Source organism: Advenella sp. FME57, assembly GCF_014897675.1.
Classification (GTDB): domain Bacteria; phylum Pseudomonadota; class Gammaproteobacteria; order Burkholderiales; family Burkholderiaceae_B; genus Advenella.
Genome location: NZ_JABUXU010000004.1, coordinates 1 through 18270 on the forward strand (window position 1 = coordinate 1; position 18270 = coordinate 18270).

At 56.9% G+C, this 18270-nt stretch carries 14 protein-coding genes and 1 pseudogene; 3 read left to right on the forward strand and 12 right to left on the reverse strand.

The features are described 5' to 3' along the window. Positions 1 to 98 (forward strand): annotated as a pseudogene (locus INT32_RS05990) ((S)-ureidoglycine aminohydrolase); the annotation flags it as partial. Positions 99 to 289: 191 nt separating this feature from the next. Here the strand turns inward: INT32_RS05990 and INT32_RS05995 are convergent. The 12 genes from INT32_RS05995 to INT32_RS06050 form a co-directional block, all read right to left on the reverse strand. Next, complete coding sequence (locus INT32_RS05995; RefSeq protein WP_193087833.1) at positions 290 to 1222, reverse strand: delta(1)-pyrroline-2-carboxylate reductase family protein; 933 nt, start codon at positions 1220 to 1222, stop codon at positions 290 to 292. After that, a complete protein-coding gene (locus INT32_RS06000) occupies positions 1215 to 1814 on the reverse strand; it encodes a helix-turn-helix domain-containing protein (protein WP_193087834.1) in 600 nt (199 codons plus the stop codon). Before INT32_RS06000 ends, INT32_RS05995 begins: the two co-directional genes overlap by 8 nt. A gap of 1 nt (position 1815) precedes the next feature. Further along, entirely contained in the window at positions 1816 to 2520 is a 705-nt protein-coding gene (locus INT32_RS06005) for an ABC transporter ATP-binding protein (protein WP_370540192.1), read from the reverse strand. 17 nt (positions 2521 to 2537) lie between these two features. Further along, the gene (locus INT32_RS06010) at positions 2538 to 3362 is read right to left on the reverse strand and encodes an ABC transporter ATP-binding protein (RefSeq protein WP_193087836.1); all 825 of its coding nucleotides are present in this window, start codon (positions 3360 to 3362) and stop codon (positions 2538 to 2540) included. Next, on the reverse strand, positions 3362 to 4849 hold the full coding sequence (gene livM, locus INT32_RS06015) for a high-affinity branched-chain amino acid ABC transporter permease LivM (protein ID WP_226816606.1): 1488 nt from the start codon (positions 4847 to 4849) through the stop codon (positions 3362 to 3364). Before livM ends, INT32_RS06010 begins: the two co-directional genes overlap by 1 nt. Further along, positions 4849 to 5766: a branched-chain amino acid ABC transporter permease LivH gene (locus tag INT32_RS06020; RefSeq protein WP_193087837.1), complete on the reverse strand. Its 918-nt coding sequence runs from the start codon at positions 5764 to 5766 to the stop codon at positions 4849 to 4851. The genes livM and INT32_RS06020 overlap by 1 nt, the downstream gene beginning before the upstream one ends. A gap of 130 nt (positions 5767 to 5896) precedes the next feature. Further along, positions 5897 to 7024, reverse strand: coding sequence for a branched-chain amino acid ABC transporter substrate-binding protein (locus INT32_RS06025; RefSeq protein ID WP_193087838.1), 1128 nt, complete (start codon positions 7022 to 7024; stop codon positions 5897 to 5899). A gap of 94 nt (positions 7025 to 7118) precedes the next feature. Next, positions 7119 to 8297 (reverse strand): FAD-binding oxidoreductase, encoded by a 1179-nt coding sequence (locus tag INT32_RS06030; RefSeq protein ID WP_193087839.1) that lies wholly within the window; start codon positions 8295 to 8297, stop codon positions 7119 to 7121. 228 nt (positions 8298 to 8525) lie between these two features. Beyond that, the gene (locus INT32_RS06035; protein ID WP_193087840.1) at positions 8526 to 9428 is read right to left on the reverse strand and encodes a transglutaminase family protein; all 903 of its coding nucleotides are present in this window, start codon (positions 9426 to 9428) and stop codon (positions 8526 to 8528) included. Further along, a complete protein-coding gene (locus INT32_RS06040) occupies positions 9428 to 12016 on the reverse strand; it encodes a circularly permuted type 2 ATP-grasp protein (protein ID WP_193087841.1) in 2589 nt (862 codons plus the stop codon). The genes INT32_RS06035 and INT32_RS06040 overlap by 1 nt, the downstream gene beginning before the upstream one ends. A gap of 207 nt (positions 12017 to 12223) precedes the next feature. Then, entirely contained in the window at positions 12224 to 13171 is a 948-nt protein-coding gene (locus tag INT32_RS06045; RefSeq protein ID WP_193087842.1) for an alpha-E domain-containing protein, read from the reverse strand. A 103-nt stretch (positions 13172 to 13274) separates the two neighbouring features. After that, on the reverse strand, positions 13275 to 14708 hold the full coding sequence (locus tag INT32_RS06050) for a circularly permuted type 2 ATP-grasp protein (RefSeq protein ID WP_193087843.1): 1434 nt from the start codon (positions 14706 to 14708) through the stop codon (positions 13275 to 13277). 580 nt (positions 14709 to 15288) lie between these two features. On the opposite strand from INT32_RS06050, the gene INT32_RS06055 reads away from it, so the two are divergent. Together INT32_RS06055 and INT32_RS06060 are read left to right on the forward strand one after the other, a co-directional pair. After that, positions 15289 to 16794 (forward strand): aldehyde dehydrogenase family protein, encoded by a 1506-nt coding sequence (locus tag INT32_RS06055; protein WP_193087844.1) that lies wholly within the window; start codon positions 15289 to 15291, stop codon positions 16792 to 16794. Between the two features lie 220 nt (positions 16795 to 17014). Continuing rightward, entirely contained in the window at positions 17015 to 18226 is a 1212-nt protein-coding gene (locus INT32_RS06060) for a PLP-dependent aminotransferase family protein (protein WP_193087845.1), read from the forward strand. Positions 18227 to 18270 lie beyond the last annotated feature (44 nt).

Below are 18270 nucleotides of genomic sequence, written 5' to 3' on the forward strand. Positions count from 1 at the left end.
CCCAGGCCTGCTACGCTGGCGGGCCCGACAAGTTCCGCTACCTGCTGTACAAGGATGTGAATCGGCATATGAACCTGACACTGGGCGCGCCGCGGTAAGCGACGGCCCCGTCTGTTTCAAGGAGGTAGTCATCCTAGCTGGCGGGGCGGGGCATGGTCCGGCAATCGGGCCAGACCGTGCATGGCCGATTTCATCGTCGGATACCGCTTGATGTATAAGCTAAAAGGCGACTGATATTGCTGTGGCCAACGCTGCCAAGTTCGGCCGATCGCCCAGCCAGGGAATACGCCTAAAGCCCTGCTGCGGCCCTTGCGCAACGCGCTGCCGCCAGATCCCAGGCGGCGCAGCCTACGGTCTTGAACATGATGGGGTGGGAATAGTCGACCCCGCTTTCAATGGCTTGCGCCAGGGTGGACACCTCGTTCCAGTCCTTTTTCGCCTGAATGTAGTCGCCGGCCTCATGCTGGGCCCCGACCAGGTCGTCGACATAGCACACGCTGTTCATCACCGTTTCCGACGCCACTTCTACCATGTGCGAGCGAAAGGCGCCCACACCGATAATCAGGCGCCCGGCCAGCGGTGGCGCATGATAAACCGGCTCAACGGCGGTGGTCAGCGTAATGACCGCGTCAAACTGTTCCGGCAACTGGTTCAGATCCGTCACTTGCAGCCGGATGCCCAGACCGGCGTGGCGTTCGCAAAAGGCCTGCGCTTTGGCCCAGGATTGCGCGCGTGCGGCAATATGCACCGCGGCTTCAGGATACAGCTCGGCAATGGCCTGCACGTGCCCATCGGCCTGGCTGCCTGCACCAATGATCACAATGGTGCGCGGTTCGTGTTCCAGAAAAAGCTGCAGGCCGGCCATGGAGAGTGCAGCAGTACGCCTTGCTGTTACGGTGGGACCGTCCAGAACGAACAGCGGGACGCCGGTCGCGCTATCGAGCACCGATACCATGCCCTGTATGGTCGGACGATTTTGCGAGGGATTGTCGGGCAGCAGGGAAATCAGTTTATGCGCACAAATGTCCTGGGCGGTGCAAGGCATGGACAACAGCACGCCCTCTTTGCTGCCTGGCACCGTCAGCACCTGGCGGTCGGGACTGTGGATCTGGCCCGCGGCATATTGCAAGGCCGCATCCAGAATATGCTGGCGCAATGGCCCGAAAGCGATCAACTGGCGCGTTTCTTCGGCACTGAACACGCGTGGCGCCGGACTACTCATTTGCTTCTCCTGATTCTGCCTCGGGGCGCTGGGTTGCCATCCAGAGCACTTGTGCATCTTCCTGGCTGACGCTGATGCAGCGGTGCCCCATGCGGCTGTCAATATAAAAACTGTCGCCCGGCCCCAGCGTTGCCTCGGAATAAAATTCCGTATGCAATTGGATCTGTCCACTGATCACATAAACGAATTCTTCGCCTTCATGGCGATTCCAGTCACTGAATGCGCTCAGGTCCCTGGCCGTAATACGTGTCAGAAATGGCATCATCCGCTTGTGCGAGAGCTGCGAGCACAGCAGTAAGTGTTCATAATACCGCGTCTTGTGCACCTTGCCCTGTCCACAGCGGTCTACCACGCAACGACCCGCCCCCATCGGCTCGCGTGCTGGCGTAAACAGCTCGGAGACATCCAGCGACAGACCGATGGCCAGCTTCTGCAATACATCGTAAGTCGGTGACATCAGCCCGTTCTCTATTTTCGAGAGCGTCGAGGCCGCAATGCCACAGGCCCGGCCCGCCTGCTCCAGGGTCAGATCATTGGCCTGGCGTACGGCACGCAGGCGCTGCATCAGCGGGGTTTCCTCGCGGGCAGCCATCCTAATGGCTTCCCAGATAAGCGTCGCGCACTTCCGGATTGGCCAGCAGTTCTGCGCCGGTACCCGTCATCCTGATCTCGCCGGTCACCATAACATAAGCGCGATCGGCCAGCTTGAGCGCGTGATTGGCATTTTGCTCAACCAGGAAAATGGTTTTCCCGCTTTTGCCCAGTTCCCGGAGCACCGAAAAAATCTGGCGCACGATCAGCGGCGCCAGCCCCAGGCTGGGCTCGTCCAGCAAAATCATGTCAGGCCGGCTCATGAGCGCACGGGCGATGGCCAGCATCTGCTGCTCGCCGCCCGACAAGGTCCCGGCACGCTGATTGCGCCGCTCTTTCAGGCGCGGAAACAAATCAAACATATGCTGCCGGTCTTCGTCCAGATGCGCGTCGCCAATAGGCAGGGTCCCGATCATGATGTTCTCTTCCACGGTCATTTTCGGGAAGATGCGCCGGCCTTCGGGCACCTGGGCAATGCCCTGGGTGGCAATCTTATGCGGCGGCAGGCGCAACAGGTTATTGCCTTTGTACAGGATTTGGCCGGTGCGCGCCCGGGGCGTGCCGAAAATGGTCATGAGCAGGGTGCTTTTTCCGGCGCCATTGGCGCCGATCAGCGTTACGATTTCACCCGGATTGATATGCAGGGACACGTTTTTGAGTGCCTGAATCTGCCCGTAGTAGGAGCTCACATCCTTGATCTCAAGAATTGGGGTGTCTGCCATGCTTAGTCCTCCACTTCGGTGCCCAGATAGGCAGCGATCACCACGTCGGAATTGCGAATGTGTTCCGGGGTGCCGGCGTCGATCACCTTGCCCTGATCCATCACAATGATGTGCTCGGAAATCTCCATGACCAGGCCCATGTCGTGCTCGATCAGCAGAACGGTCACGCCATGCTCGTTGCGCAGTTTGCGAATGAGCGCCGACAGCTCCCGGGTTTCACGCGGATTCAGGCCGGCGGCCGGTTCATCCAGACAGATGATTGCGGGATCGGTACACATGGCGCGCGCGATTTCCAGGCGGCGCTGCCGGCCATAGGACAGTTCGCCGGCCAGCCGGTTGGCGTCTTCGGACAGATTGACGATCTCGAGCCATTCAAAGGCGCGGGCCAGCGTGGCTTCTTCCCTGTCGGAAAAATCGGAGGTGACCAGCAGCCCGGAAAACAGATTCCGGTTCTGCTTGCGATGCTGCGCCACCAACAGGTTTTCCAGCACCGTCATATCCTTGAATAGACGGATATTCTGGAACGTGCGGGCGATACCGGCCCGGGCAACCAGATATGAACCACCGGTGATTTTGCGGCGCAGCAGTTCGCCGATTTCCACTTGCCCCTCGGGCTGGGTCAGGTAGACATGTCCAGCCGAGACAGTATAAAAGCCGGTAATGCAGTTAAAGACCGTGGTTTTGCCCGCGCCGTTGGGACCGATCAGCGCCGTAATCGACCCCCTGAGCACGTCGAAACTAACATCATTGTTGGCAATGATGCCGCCGAATCGACGCGTCAGGTGCTGAACCGACAGTATGGCGTCCTCTTTGACGTCCTGAGCCATTATGCCACCTCGCTTTTTCTGAATACGGAACGTTTCGGTCGCAGCAAGCCGTTAGGCCGCCAGATCATCATCAGAATCATGAGCAGACCGAAAAGCAGCACGCGATAACCGGCAAATTCGCGCAGGAACTCAGGCAACAGCGTGAGCGTAAAGGCGGCAATGATCACACCGATGGACGACCCCATGCCGCCCAGGACCACGATGGACAGAATCAGCACCGATTCGAAAAAGTTGAACGATTGCGGGCTGATAAAACCCTGCGCAGTGGCAAAAAATACGCCGGCCAGGCCGCCGATCATTGCACCCAGCATGAAAGCAGATAGCTTGACCGTCACGTGGTTGATGCCCAGCGAACGGCAGGCAATTTCGTCTTCCCGCAAGGCTTCCCAGGATCGCCCGATGGGCATCACGCGCAACTGGGTAAAAAAGCGTAGCGCAATCATGCTGATCACAAACAACAGCAGATAGACAAAGAGATAACGGTAATCACTGCTGTATGGCAAGCCGAAAAAGTCGTGAAACGACACCGCGTCACCGCGAGCCCGACGCACGAATTCCAGATTGAAAATGGTCGGATCTGGAACCGATGCGCCATTGGGGCCGCCGGTAAAACTGATCCAGTTGACCAGGACCAGGCGGATAATTTCGCCAAAGCCCAGCGTCACAATGGCCAGATAATCCCCATGCATCTTGAGCACCGGGAACCCCAGCAACCCACCGCATAGCGCCGCCAGCAATGGCGCGAGAAACAGTGCAGACCAGAAACCGATACCCAGATACTCGGCGCCCAACGCCAGAAAATAGGCTCCGACCGCATAGAACGCCACAAAGCCCAGGTCAAGCAGGCCGGCCAGCCCCACCACGATATTCAAACCCAGCCCCAGCAATACGTACACCATGGCCAGGGTCAGGTTGTTGATCCAGCTTTTGCCGAACCAACCGAAGTAGAAGAACAACAACGGCAGCAGCAATCCCACCAGGAACAACACCGGCAACGCGCCCTTCCAGGGATGCGTCTTGCCGCGACGCTTGGGGATACGCACACCCATGGCAATCATGACAAACAGCACGACCAGCACCAGGGCAATCCCGGCCCCCCGGTAGATGACGCCAGACAGGCCCAGCGCCAGAAACACCGCCATCAGGCTGCCCCCCCAGAGCAGTACGCGTCTTAAGCGCTTGCCGCCGTCGGCATATTCGTCTTCCACCTCGACGCCGTGTTCGGTCCTGATGAAGTTCTGGATGAAATTCTGCCCGGTCTGCGTCTGCGCGCCCACCGATACGAAAAAGCGCACGAACGCAACAATCAGGCCGATAGCCAATCCATTCAGAAAGAACGGGCTGCGGAACCAGTCCAGCGTGAATGAGTACTGCTTGAGAACGAAATTGGTAATCGGACTGAATACCAGCATGGTCAAGATGCCGGCAACCACAGCGTCGCGCAATGAATGGCCAAAATCGATGGTTGAGGTTTGCGTGGTACTCATTACACTTTCTCCACGGCAGGCCGGCCCAGCAGGCCACTCGGTTTGAAGATCAGCACCAGCACCAGCACACTGAAGGAAAACACATCCTTGTAGTCGCTACTCACAAAGCCGGCGAACAGCGATTCGAGCACACCCAGGATCAGGCCGCCCAGCATGGCGCCGGGCAACGAGCCAATCCCGCCCAGCACGGCCGCGCTGAACGCCTTGATGCCCAGAATAAAGCCGATATGAAAATCGAAGGAGCCATAGTTGAACGTGACCAGTTCGCCGGCCACCGCCGCCATCACGGAACCAATTACAAATACAGTTGAAATAATCCTGGTAGTGTTGATGCCCAGGATGGTCGCCATCTTGCGATCCTGCTCAACTGCCCGGCATTGCCTGCCCAAGCTGGTTTTCTGGATCACCCAGGTAAGGACCATCATGGCAATGAAGCTGACAACCACAATCAACAGATCAATATAGCGAATCTGGAAGAAGCCGTCATCAGATCCGATGGTAAAGCCGCCCTGAATAACCGAGGGCACGCCCTGTACGTAGGGCCCCTGGCTGACCTGCACATAGTTTTGCAACAACAGGGAAACACCAATCGCCGTAATCAGCGGCGCCAGGCGGTTGGTGGTGCGTAGCGGTCGGTACACGGTGCGTTCAATATACCAGCCATACAGCCCGGTAATAAACATGGTGACCATCAGGGTAAGCAGCAAGGAAAGCGCCAGCGAATCTATGCCAAGAAATGTGAATACGGCAAATGCAATTGCAGTGATATAGGCGCTGATCATGTAGATTTCGCCGTGGGCGAAGTTGATCATGCCGATAATGCCATAAACCATGGTGTAGCCAATTGCAATCAAGCCGTAAATAGCGCCCAGCGTGACGCCATTTACCAATTGCTGGCCCAGAATATACCAATCCATGATTGTACCTTTTCAGGGTGAAGACAAAGGTCTGGTGTTTTGCGAAAAAAACAGCCGTCGCTTCTTGGAAGTATTGATGGTGCAAATGCAGACGGCGCATGGTGATGTCATGCGCCGTCCCGTTCAGACCTTACTGTTTGTACTCTACGTACTTGCCGTCTTTGTTCCAGACGTACAGAACGAAGTCATTGGATTTGAGGTCACCCTTGTCATCCCAGCCCTTGTTCCCTGTTACCGTAGGAACCGGGTTGGCCTTGAGCCAGTCGGCCAGTTTGGTGCCGTCCGTCTCGTCCTTGTTGGCTGTCAGCGCCGCTGCGACAGCCTGTACTGCAGCATAGGAATACAGCGTAAAGCCCTCGGCATCGCTGCCCGATTTTTTCAGTGCGTCAACGACGCCTTTGGAAGCCGGGTCATTACGTGGGTCTTTCAGAAAGCTCATATACACGCCTTCTGCATTCTGTATACCGCCTGCAGCGGTCACGAAGGCGGGATCGGCAATGCCATCATCGGAAATGAATGGTATTTTCAGACCCTGTTGACGCATCTGCTTGACCAGCACACCAGCCTCGGCATACAGACCGCCGAAGAACACGGCATCCACGTTTGCGCCCTTGATTTTGGTGACCAGCGCATTGTAGTCACGCTCACCGCGAGTCACGCCGTCTTCAAGCACCACTTCGATACCCAGCTTCTTGGCAGCATCGCGCGTAGCATTGGCCAGACCGACACCGTAGGTGTCTTTGTCATTGATGATCGCAACGCGCTCGACCTTGAGCACATTCTTCATGAATTGCGCATCAACTTCACCCTGCTGATCGTCGCGTCCGCAAGTGCGCAGAATCGTTGACAGGTCACGCTCTGTCACCTTGGGATTGGTGGAGGCCGGGGTAATGTTCAGAATATTGGCTTCGTCATAAATTTCGGATGCGGGGATGGTGCTGGAAGAGCAGAAATGTCCGATCACGGCCGTGACTTTTTCCTGATCGACCAGGCGGTTGGCGGCGGCTACCGCCTGCTTGGGATCACATGCATCATCAACAGTAACCAGCTTGAGCTGCTTGCCGTTAACCCCGCCATTGGCGTTAATGGCCTCAATGGCTGCCTGTGCACCTGTCTGCAACTGCTTGCCAAAAGCCGCACTGCCCCCTGTCATGGGCGCGCCCAGGCCGATTTTGATTTCATCTGCGGCCAGCGCCGGCGTCCCGAAGGCAGCGGTAAGCGCTGATGCCAGAAAAACTCTCTTCAACATTTTATTCATGCTTTTCTCCTGATCGACGAGCATGGGTCCTGCACAAGGCAAAACCAATTATGGATATGCGACAGGCACGCGCCGGCCACACGACTTACCACCACTACCACACATTCTGCTCCACGATGGGCTGATTGTTCAAAACACGTTCCCAGCTCATGCGTGAGAGGTCAAGACTGCGATACTTTCCAAATTCGATAAGTTCGGCCAACCCGCGACCAACAGCGGGTGATTGTTGCATACCATGTCCGCTGAAACCATTAGCGTAAACCATATTTTCTACAGCGGGGTGGTACCCCAGAATCACATTCTGGTCGAACGTGTTGTAGTCGTAATGGCCCGCCCATGCATGTTCGCAGCGCAGGGCCTCGAAGGCCGGAACACGCGCGGCCAGAATTGGCCACAGCAGCTCGTCGAACAGTTCATGCTGAACGTCATAGTCAAAGCACTCGGGATCCTGCTCCTGGGGTGGTTGTATGCCCCCAATAAAGCCTTGGCCCTCGGGATGAAAATAGGCGCCGCTGGGATCAATCACCATGGGGCAGTCAGCAATTTTTTCAGGGCAGGTAAAATAGAAAACGCTGCGCTTGCGCGACTCTTGTGGTAGCACCACGCCGACCTGTGCCGACAGTGCCGCCGCCCCTGTCCCTGCCGCATTGACCAGCGTGTTGCAGGCAATATGCCTGCCACTTTTGAGGGTCACGCCCGTCACGGTCCTGCCGGTTTTATTGATCGCAACAACCTCATCTTCAAGGTAGGTTACACCCTGGGCGATCGCCTTGCGACGGAAGGCGCGCATCATGCCATAGGCGTCCAGCCAGCCTTCGCCCGTCACGCCATAGGAGCCAAGCGCCAGGTCGTCCACGTTCAGCCACGGCCACGTCGCCTGCAGTTCCGCAGGCGTTTTCAAAACGATATCGGCCCCCAGGCTGCGCTGCAGCGCATTGTTTTCACGCATGACCGTCTCGCCCCCCGGGGTTGAGAGAAACAGGTAGCCTTTTTCCTGGAAGCCCACGTCCGGACGCTCGCCATCGACGGCAAGTATGTCGCCAAAATGACGCAGGAACTCGGTACCAAATTGTGAGAGCTGAATATTTTCCGGCGTTGAAAACTGGTGCCGGATCGAAGCGGCAGACAAGGCTGTTGCGCATTTTTGATAACTGGCATCTTTTTCGATCACCAGGATTGAACCGTCGAAGGAGGCCGATGCGCTCAGGAAATAGGCCAGCGAACTGCCCGTGGCTGCACCACCAACGATCACGACATCATATTGACTATTCACACCGAATTTTCCGAGAAGGAGTTAAGACATATATCTAAATTCTCATAAGAAAAAAAATTCGTCAATAATTTTTTTAAAGTTTAAACGTAAATTTTTAACATGCATTTTTTACTGTTATAAATCAATCACTTACGCAGTTTAAAAATCGACTCGCTCCTATGGAAAACCCTTACTAAAAAATAATTCCAACAGGAAATTTGGCATTATCACAACTGAAATAGAAGCAATTTAACGCGGCAATTCGCTTTCCGGCATGACCGTGACAGAAGTTTTCAGACTATGCGCACTGCTTCCGTACATCATGCCCCGAATTGGTGAGACATCGGAAAAATCGCGGCCCCAACACAGGGTGATATGCTCCTGGTCAGGAAACACATTATTGGTCGGATCCGAATCGACCCAGCCATGGCCAGGAATATAAACGGACACCCAGGCATGCGAAGCATCGGCGCCGACTAACCTGGGCTGGCCTGCCGGCGGATGGGTCAGCAGATAGCCGCTGACATAGCGCGCCGCCAGACCGATGGCGCGCAGGCAGGAAATCATGAAGTGCGCAAAGTCCTGGCATACGCCACGGCGCTTCTGGAATACCTCGAGCACGGGGGTGGAGATGGTGGTGGCCTGCGGGTCAAAGACAAATTCGTTGAAGATACGCGCTTGCAGCGCCTCCACCGCGGCCAGCACCGGCATGCCGGGACGGATGGCCTGTCGCGCCCACTGGGCAATGGTGGGCAGCAGCCGAATGTGATTCGATTCAAAGCGAAACTGGGTGGCTTCAAAATCATAGGGCAGATACGTCTTGCCCGACATATAGCGCAAATGATTGACGACCTCTTCCCAGGGCGGCGTGGTCTCGCTGTCTGGCAGCCGGCGGTGGGTCAGGCTGACCACGGAATGCGCGCGCACCGCCAGCCTGTTGTGATCGCCCATCAGGGTGAAATACTGCAGCGGATTGCCAAAGCAGTCCAGCAGAAAATCGATCTTGTCCGGACACGGATCGATATGGATGGTGTGGGACTCGGGTCCCTGCCAGGACAAAATGCGCGGAGAAAGACGCAGTATCTGCCGTGACTGGGTCACTGGCGAGTGGTAATTATATTCCGTGTCATGTTGAATGTGATACGTCACCATTACAGGAACTCCTTGTTGACCGTCTCAAGGCCGATATCGCTCGAGATGGTTTCGGTCACAAGAAAATACTGATGGTTAATGCTGTTGGCGTAAATGGACAGCCCGTAAGAAATATCAGCGCACACTCTGGCAAGTTGCTCGTAAATCTGCCCGGCTGCGGGTGTTCCTACGGCAAACCGCGCCAGATCAACCGCGTCCAGATAGCCCAACGCCTTTTGCAGGATTTGCCTGCTTTGCGCTTCCTGAACATTGAATGCGGCGCTGTTATCCAGCAGGCTCTGGCACAGATAGCGCAGTGAATAAGGGTTGCTGCGGTCGAACACCAGCAGATACAACACTGCCAGCATCTCTTCTTCGCGATGGTAGCGGGCGCGATAGGTCACGATACTGTAGGCAATTTCCAGCAGCGACTCGAGCATAATGGTTTTGTCATGCTCGCTCTGCTTGAGAAAAAATCCCAGCGTGTCGCTCATGCGGCCAAGCTTTTCGATCAGGCGGCCAAGCAGCAGAAAACTCCAGCCCTCGTCACGCGTCATCTGTTCATGCGTAAAACCCGAGAGGATTGAGCAACTGGCGAACAGTTCCTGCATGCGCTGCTGCACCACGGTCAGGTCCAGCTTGGCGGTGCCCAGATAGGTGGGCATGTAGTTGACCACCCACCATACATCCAGCGACAGCCTTTCCCGTATGTTGAACGCACACTGATGCAGATAGTTCACATTGTTGGTCAGCGCACCGCTTAGCGATGAAGGCGCCAGAGACGCGCCCAGCTGATGACGAATAAAATTAATATCATAGGTGTCATCGGCACCGATGGCTTCTGCCGACGGCACAGGCAACACATGCAGATGCGTGCCCAGTTTATACAGCAGCGTGATGAGCGTTTCCTTCTCGGTCACGCGTTCGGTCAGGTTGCGGGTAATGGTGCGCAGCAGCAGTACCGAAAGCTCGGCGCGGATGCCATAGCGCCCCATCCAGAACAGGTTCTCGCCGATGCGCGCCGGCGTGGTCGTATGTGCCGCCAGCAATTGTTCGAGCGTCAGCGGCTTTGCTTCAAAGGCGTCCGACACACTGCGCACCCGGGCGCGGGCCGGCGGTATGGTAACCACTGTCGGCACAGCAGGGCGGGCCATTCGACAGACCCATAGATCCTTGTTGATCTGCCGATTGCGCGAGGACAGTACCGGCGTATTGCTTTTGTCTTCGACTCGTACCACACCGCCAGGCATGACCTGATAGGAACCATCATGAGCCAGGGTAGCAAAAACCCGCATGGTAAAGCGGCGCATCTGCAACTGCCGCGATTCAAAATCAATTTCCGGAATGCGGGCCAGCGGCATCACCTCGTGCGCCACCAGCGAACGCGGGCTCGTTTCCAGCCGCTGCAACAGCGCTTCGCGCTGCGCCTGATTCAAATCAGGCACGTATTGCGGACTGGCGCGCATCGATGAAAAACTGGATTTGAACATCAGCGAATCAAATCGTGTACGGGCATAATCCAGATTGGCCTCGTTACCGCACCACCAGCTGCGGATCGAATCCATCAGCAAGGGTTCGCCGCGCAGATGCTGGCAAATGCCGGGCAAAAATTCCAGCATGCCCGCAGATTCGAGCACGCCCGACCCCAATGCGTTGCACACCGTCACATTGCCTTTGCGGATGGCCTGCAACAAACCCGGAATACCCGGATAGTCGCTGCCATACAGCTCCATCGGATCGCATTCGTTGTCTTCCAGGCGACGCAACACCACGTGTACCCGCTGCAGGCCTCGCAGCGTCTTGAGGTATAGCAGATCATTGCGTACGGTCAGGTCCAGGCTTTCGGTAATCGGCACGCCCATTTGCCGGGCCAGGAAAACATGCTCGAAATACGCGGGATGTTTGGGACCGGGCGAGAGCAGCACCGTGACCACGTTGCCGTCTTCGACCGACATGCTCGACAGCAGGGTCTGGCGCAAAGCGCGGAAATAATCGATTTGCGGATGAACCCGCAACTGGTTGAACAGCGCCGGCAGTGCCGTACTCATGATCTGGCGGTTCTGCAGGGCATAGCCCGCGCCCAGCGGCCCCTGGGTCCGATCCTTTAACACCCGCCACTGCCCTTTCTCGTCGCGGGCAATATCGACTGCGTACATATGAAGGTGATTTTCGTGCGTATCCAGGGTATTGATGCAAGGCCATAGAAAACCCCGCTGGCCGAAGATGAGCGAGGGCGGAACCAGGCCCCGCCGAATCAGATGTTGCGGGCCATAAATATCGCGCAGCGTGTCGTTGATCACCGCTGCGCGCTGGGCCACCGCAAGCTCAATGAAGTCCCATTCCTGGGCAGAAATCACATATGGAATAACGCTGAGCGATTCCCAGGGTTCAATGCTGCCGTCTTCGCTGTAGGCATTGTAGATGCTGCCGCGGTTCTGGATATTTTCGGAGATATACGCCAGAAAGCCCTTGAGATCATCGGGAGCAAGGTTTCTGAGCGCCGACAGCACATAATCCCACTCCGGCGCCAGGCCTCCGGCCTGGTCACGCAGCTCGGAAAACGCTCCATCCGGGGAAGGACTCAGTAATTGATCAAGGGAAAAGTCCATGCAACCATTGATGATGACTTTACAATGAGTCATTGTACGCAATTTCGACCAGACGCCTACCCATTGTTTCGACTAATCGGCGACAACGATGCACATGCGCCACACCCCTTAGCGGCTGCAGCGCAGGCGGACACAGCTACAACCAGTTACGCCTTGATGCGCTGCTGCACCTGCTGGTTCGCGTCAGGCTGCTGTTGGTCGATAATGCTATTGAACCGGCTGCCACAGAAAATCATCGTTGATGCCCTGGCCGATCGCATCCATCTTCTCCAGGTACCGGGTCAGCCAGTCATGCAGGCCTTCCTTGAAAATTTCATCGATCGTGGTATAACGCAGGTCCGCATCCAGCCGCCCTGCCAGGCGCAGCGTTTCATCGGATTTGGCATTGCGCACTTTTTGCAAATGGGCCAGCAGCTCGCACGAGGAATGAGCCAGTGAATGCGGCATATCCGGGTGCAAAACAATCAGTTCGATCACCCGTTTGGAGTCTACGGTTTCGCGAAACACATGGCGATAGATTTCCAGGCCAGAGAGCGAGCGCAGCACAGCGGTCCAGTGATACAGCTGGGTGACCAACTTGCGCTTGTCGTCGGCCGCATTTTCCAGATAGTAGCGGATTTCCAGCATGCGTGCGGTGTTGTCGGCGCGCTCCAGATAGGTGCCCAGGCGCATGAAATTGTACGTTTCGTTGCGCAGCATGGTGCCTTCCTGCGCGCCCAACGTCTGCAGGGAACGGGTCTTGATCCATTCGAAGAACCGCGTCGGGTTGCTGGCCAGCATCGGCGTCTTGAGCAGGCGGTTCATTTCCAGCCAGGTAAAGTTGATGGTTTCCCATACTTCGGACGTCACGGTGCCGCGTATCGCGCGCACATTTTCTCGCGCCAGCCGGATGCATGAGGCGATGGACGAGGTGTAATTCTTGCTGTTGACCACAAATTCAATCACCCGATCAGCACTGATGGCGCCGCATTCGGCCTCATACTGCTCCAGCGTTTCCAGCGTCGCCAGCACACTGCGCCAGCTATAGTCCGAATGATCCTCGTCATTGGTCATGAGGGTCGTCTGGTAACAGACCTCCAGCAGACGCACGGTATTTTCTGCCCGCTCCAGGTAACGGGACATCCAGTAAATATGATCGGCGGTACGACTTAACATGATACTTCCTTATTTTCATACGACGATACTGCGGTCTGCTGCCGGTGCAATAGCGCACTCATACAGACGACATTGCCCCGCTACGCGCGTCCGGCTGGCGACCCTAGCCGCGCCGGTTGATGACCCAGGTATCTTTTGTGCCGCCCCCCTGCGACGAATTGACCACCAGCGACCCTTCCTTCAGTGCCACGCGGGTCAATCCGCCTGCGGCCATGCGGATCGTCTTTCCAGACAGCACGAACGGCCGCAGATCCACGTGACGCGGGGCAATACCGGCCTCTACGAACGTCTGGCAGGTGGACAACGCCAGCGTGGGCTGGGCAATATACTTGGCCGGATCCTTTTTGATCAGTTGCTCGAACATGGCCAGCTCATCTCGCGTGGCTGCCGGCCCAACCATCATGCCGTAACCGCCGGCGCCATGCGTCTCCTTAACCACCAGTTCCTTCAGATGGGCAAGTACATAGGCCTTGTCCTCTTCATTACGGCACGCATAGGTGGGCACGTTGTTCAGCAGCGGTTTTTCACCCAGATAGAAGCGGATCATTTCCGTGACATACGGGTAGACCGATTTGTCATCGGCGATGCCGGTGCCGATGGCATTGCACAGCGTCAGGTTGCCCGCTTTGTAGGCCCGCATGAGCCCTGGCACGCCCAGTGCCGAATCCTTGCGAAACACCTCGGGATCAAGAAAATCATCGTCCAGGCGGCGATACATCACATCGACACGCTGCGGCCCCTGCGTGGTTCTCATGTAAACATAATCGTCCTTGACAAACAGGTCCTTGCCCTCGACCAACTCCACGCCCATTTGCTGCGCCAGAAACGTATGTTCGAAGTACGCCGAGTTATACATACCGGGCGTGAGCACCGCAATGGTGGGCTTGTCGATGCGCTCGGGCGCCGACTCGATCAGGGTTTCAAGCAACAGATCAGGGTAATGCGCTATCGGTGTGACCTTGATTTTGCTGAAAAGATCAGGAAACAGCCGCATCATCATCTTGCGATTCTCCAGCATGTAGCTCACGCCGGACGGCACCCGCAGATTGTCCTCGAGCACATACAGCTCCCCCTTGCCTGCGCGTACGATATCAATACCCGCAATATGCGCATACGTGCGATGCGGCACGTCCAGTCCGACCATTTCCGGCCGGTATTGTGTGTTATTGATGATCAGGTCGGCAGGGATGAGCCCGGCGCGAATCATGTCCTTGTCGTGATAGACATCATGCAGGAACATATTCAAGGCCCTGGTGCGCTGCTCGACGCCGCGCTGCAGGGCATTCCACTCCCTTAGCGGGAAGACGCGGGGAATGATGTCAAACGGAATGGTCCGCTCCGTGCCATCACCATCGCCCGATACGGAGAAGGTGATTCCCACCTGCTGAAACAGCGCCTCAGCTTCTTCTCGCTTGTTCAGCAACAAATCCGTTTCCTGTCGGTCCAGCCACTTGAGGTATTCTTCGTAGTGCTTTCGGGGAACCGGCTTCTTTTTCGCCTCTTCCAGCCATATCTCATTATAAAACTTGGGAGCCATAAACCGTTTCCTTTGTTAACTGATTGCGCAGGGTTGCCAAGCAAGACTGATGCCACTTTCGGGCTGCAGCAAGCGGCTGCGCCAGGGCAGTATTCGGTCACGACGAACAGGGAAAGTACGAATGGGACGACACCTCCGTTAGTGGTAAATTTCCTTTAAGAAATTTTTTGACTTTAAGAAAGGATGGAAGTACGCTACACAATTGAATGAGCATTGCCTGTGCTGCATGCACCCGGTTAGGCCAGCATCACGCCAGCACCACTGCCAGCAATTGAAGTGTGATAGCTCCTCCCGTTCAAAGCTGTGGTCAATGCATGAGTTAAAGCACTGGTTAAAGCGCTGATTAAAGCTCGGATTGAAGCATTTTTGAAGCTCTGGCCAACGTTTGGTTAAACAGTATTGGTTGCAAATTTCATTCGCAGTTATTTTTTGTGTTAACAATAGCATATAAGACAGAATCATCGTCAAGCTGCACTGCTTAGGGTTGGTTGGCAATTATTGACAATTCAGGTTATGTCGCCTGTGTGCCTGTTGTTACCGTCATATATTCCGGTTCTGCCGGTAAACAAGGAAACCGAAAATGGATTCAGTCAAGGAATTATTCAGCGTGCTGGGCATCGCCCAGGAATCGGTCACCGGCGGTTCGCTGCCGGTCCACTCACCGGTTGATGGCGCGCGCATCGCCGATGTCAGGGAACACACAGCACAGCAAACGAACCAGGCGATTGACCAGGCCGCCGCCGCCCAGAAGGCATGGCGCAATGTTCCCGCGCCGCACCGTGGAGAGCTGATCCGGCTGCTGGGTGAAGAGCTACGTGAACATAAGGCAGCCCTGGGGCGCCTGGTGTCCGTCGAAGCCGGCAAGATCACCGCCGAAGGCGAAGGCGAAGTGCAGGAAATGATCGACATTTGCGATTTCGCGGTCGGGCTCTCGCGCCAGTTGTATGGCTTGACCATCGCCTCGGAGCGCCCCGGTCACCGCATGATGGAAACCTGGCACCCGGTGGGCGTGGTCGGCGTGATCACCGCCTTCAATTTCCCGGTGGCCGTGTGGTCATGGAATACCGCTCTGGCGCTTGTATGCGGCAACGCGGTCATCTGGAAGCCCTCGGAGAAAACCCCCCTCACGGCACTGGCAACCCAGGCGCTGTTTGAGCGCGCCCTCAAGCGCTTTGGCGATGCGCCGGCTCATCTGGCCCAGGTGGTCATAGGTCAGCGCGATGTGGGCCAGGTGCTGGTAGACAGTCCCAAGGTTGCCCTGGTATCGGCCACCGGCTCGACCCGCATGGGTCGCGAAGTCGGGCCGCGTGTGGCAGCCCGTTTCGGCCGCAGCCTGCTGGAGCTGGGCGGCAACAATGCCATTATTGTCAGCCAGTCGGCCGACCTGGATCTGGCGGTGCGCGGCATTCTTTTTGGGGCTATCGGCACCTGCGGCCAGCGTTGCACGTCCACCCGCCGCATCATTGCGCATCGCGATGTGGTGCAGGAGCTGACCACCCGCCTGAAAAAAGCCTATGCATCGGCCACGATCGGCAGCCCGCTGGAAGCCGGCACGCTGGTCGGACCGCTGATTGATAAAGCCGCCTTCGAGGCCATGCAAAACGCGCTGGGCCAGGCCGCCGAACAGGGCGGCACCGTGACAGGAGGCGAACGCGCACTGCAAGAGCGCTTCCCCAATGCATTCTATGTCCGGCCGGCGCTTGTGGAAATGTCCGGTCAGACAGACGTAGTGCGTCACGAAACGTTCGCGCCGATTCTGTACATCATGAGCTATGACACGTTCGAAGAGGCCATCGAGATGCAGAATGACGTGCCACAGGGCCTGTCTTCTGCCGTCTTCACCACAGACCTGCGCGAGGCAGAGCAGTTCATGTCTGCCTCGGGTTCCGATTGCGGTATTGCAAACGTGAATATCGGAACCTCGGGTGCAGAAATCGGCGGCGCCTTCGGCGGTGAAAAAGAAACCGGCGGCGGCCGCGAATCGGGCTCTGACGCCTGGAAAGCCTATATGCGTCGCGCTACCAATACCGTGAACTATTCACGCGAACTGCCGCTGGCGCAGGGTATCCGCTTCGGCGAAGACTGAGCCCCAGCGCATAATATTGCAAATGTGAACTGCACCTCTGGAATTCGGGCTTGAAATCCAATGTCCGGCGGTGCAGTTTTTTTATGACATATGCAATGGATATCCTTCCTGGACGGCCTTGCCGCTGTTGTGTTGTTGTCTTGCTAGCGCTCTTTTTGCTGTTGTCGTTGCAACTGGCTGCTGAACCTGTCTGACCGTTACGTTTTCCGCGAGCAATTTTATGGCATTTACCTTTCGCTTTGCCGAACCCTTTGCACAGGTCAAGGGCTCGCCCATTCGTGAACTATTCCGCTACCTGTCGCAGCCGGGCATGATTTCCTTTGCGGGCGGCTACCCGGCACCCGAGCTGTTCGACGTGGCGGGTCTGCAGACCTCGCTGCTTGCGCTGGCCCACAATCCGGGTACAACGCTGTCCTATGGCGCCACCGAAGGCTGGCCCGCACTGCGCGAATCCTTTGCACGCCTGACTACTTCACGCGCAATACCTACCGAGGCCGAGCAACTGATTGTCACCAGCGGCTCCCAACAAGGTTTCGATCTGCTGTTGCGCGCCTTCATCCAGCCCGGCGATACGGTGCTCGTGGAACGCCCTACTTATCCTGCGGCCCTGCAGGGATTGCGGCTGGCCGGCGCGCACATAGTCACGGTTGGCAGCGGCACCCAGGGGCCCAATCTGCAGGAGCTGGCCGCCGTTTTGAAGCAGCACCAGCCCAAACTGCTTTACCTGGTGCCCACCTTTGCGAATCCGACAGGCGCCACTATTGACCTGCAGAGCAGGCGCCGCTTGCTGGGTCTGCTTGCCGGCACGTCCTGTGTCTTGATTGAAGACGATCCCTATGGCCAGTTGCGTTTTGGAGGAACACCGGTACCAACGCTTGCCCAGCTAGCTCACGATACGGCCGTGGCCGACCAGGTCGTCTATTTGTCCAGCCTGTCAAAAACCATCGCCCCGGGCCTGCGTCTGGGCTGGATGCGGGCACATGCTGATATTCTGCGCAGGTGTGTCCTGGCCAAGCAAGTTGATGACTTGTGCTCGGCGCCCTATTTACAGGCAGTGGCGGCCCATTATCTGGATTCGGGCTGTTATGAGACTCATCTGCCGAAAATTGCCGCCTCCTACGGCGAACGCGCCCGCCTCATGATTGCGTCGCTGCGGCAGCACTTTGGCGAAAGTCTGACCCTGCTTGAGCCCGAAGGCGGCATGTTCCTTTGGGCGCGCCTGCAAGACGGCCTGGATGCCGCCTCGCTGCTGCCGCTGGCCATACAGGAGAACGTGATGTTTGTTCCCGGCAGCGCTTTTTATGCAGCACAGCCCGATCCACAGGCCTTCAGGCTTAGTTTTACCATGAGTACGCCGGAGCAAATTGTTCAGGGGTGCGAACGCCTGTTTCGCGCCGCGCAGCGACTTGCGCAGGGCGAAACAGCTGGTTAGCAGGGGAGGCGGCGGCTGGGTCTGGCCGTGGCTTTGCAGGCCCG